The sequence below is a fragment of the Burkholderia sp. Ac-20379 genome, from assembly GCF_017104645.1.
Classification (GTDB): Bacteria; Pseudomonadota; Gammaproteobacteria; order Burkholderiales; family Burkholderiaceae; genus Burkholderia.
The window spans coordinates 1-4,444 of the sequence record NZ_JAAGPF010000457.1; the positions used below are offsets into that span (position 1 = coordinate 1).

At 71.3% G+C, this 4,444-nt stretch carries 6 protein-coding genes; 3 read left to right on the forward strand and 3 right to left on the reverse strand.

All coding sequences use genetic code 11. From position 1 onward, the window contains the following. The 3 genes from G3N92_RS31260 to G3N92_RS31270 form a co-directional block, all read left to right on the forward strand. Positions 1 to 379 (forward strand): NAD(P)-dependent oxidoreductase (locus G3N92_RS31260; protein WP_277396216.1); only part of this gene is annotated, 379 nt, incomplete at its 5' end. A gap of 72 nt (positions 380 to 451) precedes the next feature. Further along, the gene (locus G3N92_RS31265; RefSeq protein ID WP_206131405.1) at positions 452 to 1,450 is read left to right on the forward strand and encodes a M14 family metallopeptidase; all 999 of its coding nucleotides are present in this window, start codon (positions 452 to 454) and stop codon (positions 1,448 to 1,450) included. Further along, positions 1,447 to 1,791 (forward strand): cupin domain-containing protein, encoded by a 345-nt coding sequence (locus G3N92_RS31270; RefSeq protein ID WP_206131406.1) that lies wholly within the window; start codon positions 1,447 to 1,449, stop codon positions 1,789 to 1,791. Before G3N92_RS31265 ends, G3N92_RS31270 begins: the two co-directional genes overlap by 4 nt. A 58-nt stretch (positions 1,792 to 1,849) precedes the next feature. Here the strand turns inward: G3N92_RS31270 and G3N92_RS31275 are convergent, their stop codons facing one another. From G3N92_RS31275 to G3N92_RS31285, 3 genes are all read right to left on the reverse strand, one after another. Further along, complete coding sequence (locus tag G3N92_RS31275; protein ID WP_339385855.1) at positions 1,850 to 2,950, reverse strand: DUF484 family protein; 1,101 nt, start codon at positions 2,948 to 2,950, stop codon at positions 1,850 to 1,852. 162 nt (positions 2,951 to 3,112) lie between these two features. Further along, a complete protein-coding gene (locus G3N92_RS31280; RefSeq protein ID WP_339385856.1) occupies positions 3,113 to 4,192 on the reverse strand; it encodes a 3-hydroxyacyl-CoA dehydrogenase in 1,080 nt (359 codons plus the stop codon). Further along, the coding region (locus tag G3N92_RS31285) for an NAD(+)/NADH kinase (RefSeq protein ID WP_206131409.1) at positions 4,098 to 4,444 on the reverse strand (347 nt) is incomplete at its 5' end. The genes G3N92_RS31285 and G3N92_RS31280, both read right to left, overlap by 95 nt.

The following is a 4,444-nucleotide window of genomic DNA, read 5'->3' on the forward strand; positions in this document are numbered from 1 at the left end:
TCTGGCCCGCACCGAGATTCTCGTCTGCCTGCTGCCGCTCACGCCCGACACGCGCGGGCTGCTGTCGCAGCGCGTGTTCGGCGCGCTGCCGCGCGGCGCCTCGCTCGTGCACGTGGGGCGCGGCCCGCAGCTCGACAGCGCGGCGCTGCTTGCCGCGCTGGCCAGCGGCCAGTTGCGCAACGCCGTGCTCGACGTGACCGACCCGGAGCCGCTGCCGCCCGACCATCCCCTGTGGGCCGCGCCGCGCGTGCGGATCACGCCGCACATCGCCAGCGCCACGCGCCCCGACACCGCCGTGGACGCCCTGCTCGAGAACCTGCGCCGCCATCGCGCGGGCGAGCCGATGATCGGCCTGATCGACCGCGGCCGCGGCTATTAGGCCGGCCGCCGGCCGATCCTCAGGAATCCACACCATGACGCATTCACCCGCCTCACCACGGAACCCCGCCGCATGAGCACCGACGCCTATCCGATCGAAGTCGCCTTCCCCGACATCGCCGCCCACGCCGAGGGCAATACCGGCATCGCCTACGTCCACAGCTTCGATTCCGGCGTGGCCGGCCCGCACGTGATGGTCAACGCGCTGACGCACGGCAACGAGGTGTGCGGCGCGATCGTCGTCGACGCGCTGCTGCGCGCCGGGCTGCGCCCGCGCCGCGGCCGCCTGACGCTGGCGTTCGCGAACGTCGCGGCCTACGCGCGCTTCGATCCCGCGCAGCCCGACCGCGCGCGCTTCGTCGATCAGGATTTCAACCGCGTGTGGACCGCCGCCACGCTCGACGACACCGCCCGCCGCTCGGCCGAACTCGACCGCGCCCGCGCGATGCGGCCCGTGATCGACACCGTCGATCTGCTGCTCGACCTGCATTCGATGCACGAGAAGAGCGCGCCGCTGATCGTGGCGGGGCCGCTCGACAAGGGCGTCGCGCTGTCGGCGCAGGTGGGCGCGCCGGCCACCGTGATCTGCGACGAGGGCCACCCCGAAGGCCGCCGCATGCGCGACTACGCCGGCTTCGGCGATCCGGCCAGCCCGAAGAACGCCCTGCTGATCGAATGCGGCCAGCACTGGGAAGCGCGCGCCGTGGACGTGGCGCAAGACAGCACCGCGCGCTTCCTGCTGAACGCCGGCACGATCGACGCCGCCGACCTGCCCGCCGGCTGGCTGCTGCCGCTGCCCGCGCAGATGACGGTGGTGCGCGTGACCGAGCCGGTGGTGGCGAGCAGCATGGATTTCCGTTTCGCCGGCCCGTACACCGGGCTCGAAACGTTCGGCACGGCCGGCGAAACGATCGGCTGGTCGAACGGCGAACCGGTTCGCACGCCTTACGACGACTGCATGCTCGTGATGCCGTCGCTGCGCCAGCTCCGGCCCGGCGTGACCGTGGTGCGGCTCGGCCGCATCGAACAGCGCTTCGACCATTCCCAACGCCAACAGGACCATCTTTCGTGAAAGTTCAGCAGATCAAGCAGGCCGTGCAGGCCACCGGGTTCGAGGATTGGGGCACCGCCGGGCTGCCCGGCACCGAACCGATCCGGGTCAGCGGACGCCAGGTGGCGATCCCGGGCCTCGAGCAGATCGACACCGGCCTCTTCGAATGCACGGCCGGCACCTATCGACGCTCGGTCAAGCAGGCCGAAGTGATGCACATCCTGTCCGGCTCGGGCAGCTTCACGCCGGACGGCGAGGAGACGGTCCGCTTCCAGGGCGGCGACACGATGTTCTTCGAGGCCAACACGGAAGGCTTGTGGGTGGTCGAGGAGACCATGCGCAAGGTGTATGTGATTTTTTGATCGGCACGGGCCGCCTTGCGCGGCCCGCTCGCTGCGGCATGCGCCACCGCGCCCGCGCTCAGGCGCCGGCCGGCCGGTGCAGCTTCACGCGATTGCGGCCGCCGCGCTTGGCGGCATAGAGCGCCTGATCGGCATGCGCCAGCAGCCGGCGCGCCGCGTCGGCCGCGTCGGCGGGATCGCTCTCCGCACCTTCCGCCGCATCGAGCTCCCCCACCGCCACGCCGATCGAGACCGACAGCGTCAGCGTCCGATCCGGCAGCGCGGCAGCGCCCAAGGTTTCCGTCACCGGCAGCACCGCCACCGCCGCGCGCACGCGTTCGGCCACCGTGGCGGCCAGCATCGCGTCGCCGCGCACCAGCACCACGAATTCCTCGCCGCCGTAACGGGCCACCGTATCGCTGTAGCGCACCGTGCGCCGGATGCACGCGCCGATCGCGGCCAGCACGCGGTCGCCGACGGCATGGCCGTAGGTGTCGTTGATCTGCTTGAAGTGATCGACGTCGATGAACAGGCACGCCATCGGCGAGCGCGATTCGGCCGAATGCTGGATCTCGTCGTGCATGCGGCTGTCGAAATAGCGGCGGTTCGGCAGGTTGGTCAGCGTGTCGGTCATGCCGTAGCGCGCCACCTGCTCGCGGTGCGCGACGTTGACCACGCCCGCGCTCACGTACGACGCGAACCGCTCGATCAGGTCGGTCGCCTTGCCCGCCGTGAAGCGCGCCGGGTCGCGGCTGCCGAGGCACAGGTAGCCGTTGACGCCGTGCTCCTGGTGCAGCGGCAGCACCGCGACGCTGGCCGGCACCTCGGCATCGTCGTAGAACGCCGTGCGCGCCGCCGCGCCGAGCGCCGCGCCGGCGCCGAGCCACGGCTGGCCGGGCTCGCCCGGAATCGCGTTGCCGAGTTCGAGCAGGCGGCCGCGGTGCAGCACGCGCCCGGCCAGGTTGGCCCGCGACACCGATTCGAGCATCTCGTGAATCAGCGAGATGTCGTCGTTGAGCCAGAGCGTGACGAACGGCAGCTCGAACGCCTGACCCAGCTCGCGCACCAGCGTGTCGTGGAAAGCGGTGAAATCCGGAGCACTGACGAGACGCAGTTCGATTTGCTGGAAGCGTTGCAGCACCCGCTCGTTATGGCGAACGGTATCGAGCAGGGCATGCAAACGGCTTACAGTCGAAGGGTCTTCGGTCACAGGCAGCATCAAATCGGATAGGCCTTCTCCATATCGGCAACTTTCCGATTTTCTTGATGGTGGAACGGTGGGGGAAAACACCGCGTTCCTCACCGGTATTCATCAGATGATTAACCCACCCCACCCGGCCGCTCACCCCTCCCGGCGCAGGCGCATCAGCCGCATCAGCCCGAGATCGCGCGCGCGCACCGCCGCCTCCCAGCGCTCGATCGGCAGGCTCGCGCGGCGCTGCGCCTCGACCTCGGCCACCAGCTCCGGCGTCCACGGATCGTGCTGGCCGCGGCTCGCGCCCATTCGCGCATAGGCCGGGCCCATGCGCTCGGCGTGCGCCGCGATGCCGCCGCGCGTGTTCAGGTCGCTGGTCTCGAACGGGCCGATCACCGCCCAGCGCAGGCCGAGCCCGTCGCGCATCACGCGGTCGATCGCCTCGACCGAGGTCACGCCGTCGCGCACCAGGCACCAGGCCTCGCGCAGCACCGCGCCCTGCAACCGGTTGAACACGAAGCCCTCGATCTCGCGCGCCACCCGGATCGCGCTCATGCCGGCCGCCGCATAGCGCGCCAGTGCGCGTTCGACGACCGCCGGATCGGTGAAGGCGGCCGGCACGATCTCGATGACCGGGATCAGATACGGCGGATTGCCGGGATGCGCGATCAGGCAGCGCGCCCGCCCCGGCAAGGCCTCGGCGAAGCTCGACACCACCAGCGCCGACGACGCGCTGGCGAGGATCGCGTCGGGATGCGCCAGCGCATCCAGCTCGGCGAACAACGCGATCTTGAGATCGAGCCGCTCCGGCGCGCACTCCTGCACGAGCCGCGCGCCGTCGAGCGTGCGGGCCAGCTCGGCGTGCACCGCGACGCGGGCCGCGATCGCCGCGGCCGGTTCGTCGAGCAGCCCGTGATCGTGCAGATCGCCGAGCCGCGCGGCGATCTCGCCCGGAATCGCGGCGCGCCGCTCGGGCGAGGCGTCGTAGACGGCGACGCGTGCTCCGGCACGCGCGAACACGATCGCGAAGCCGACGCCGATGCTGCCGCCGCCGACGATCGCCACGGGTTGGTCCTGCATGGATAACCTCCGTTGGTTGTCAGTCCGTTGATTGCGCCGCGCGCCCCGCGCCTCACCCGCCGACGCGGATCGCCATGCGGTCGCGTGCGCCGGTACGCACCTGCCAGACGCCTTCGAGCCGGCGGTCGAGCGACGGGTCGCCGGTATCGACGAACAGCCGCCCGCGTTCGAGGCCGATCAGCTTGCCGACCCCGGCGATCACGTCGATCCGCTCGCGCGGCATGCGCGCCAGCACGCGCGCGCTGAGCGGCGGGTTGCCGCGGCCGAACAGGCAGCCCTGACGGCCGATCACGCCCACCACGATCGCCGCGTCGGGCCAGCGCTCGAGCAGCGCGAGCACGGCGCGCTCCGACAGGTCCCGCCCCACCAGCTCGCCGTTCGCGATCGCATCCACGCCGA

Coding starts and splice junctions, on each gene's coding strand:
- G3N92_RS31265 (WP_206131405.1), top strand. CDS start 452: ATGAGCACCGACGCCTATCCGATCGAAGTCGCCTTCCCCGACATCGCC.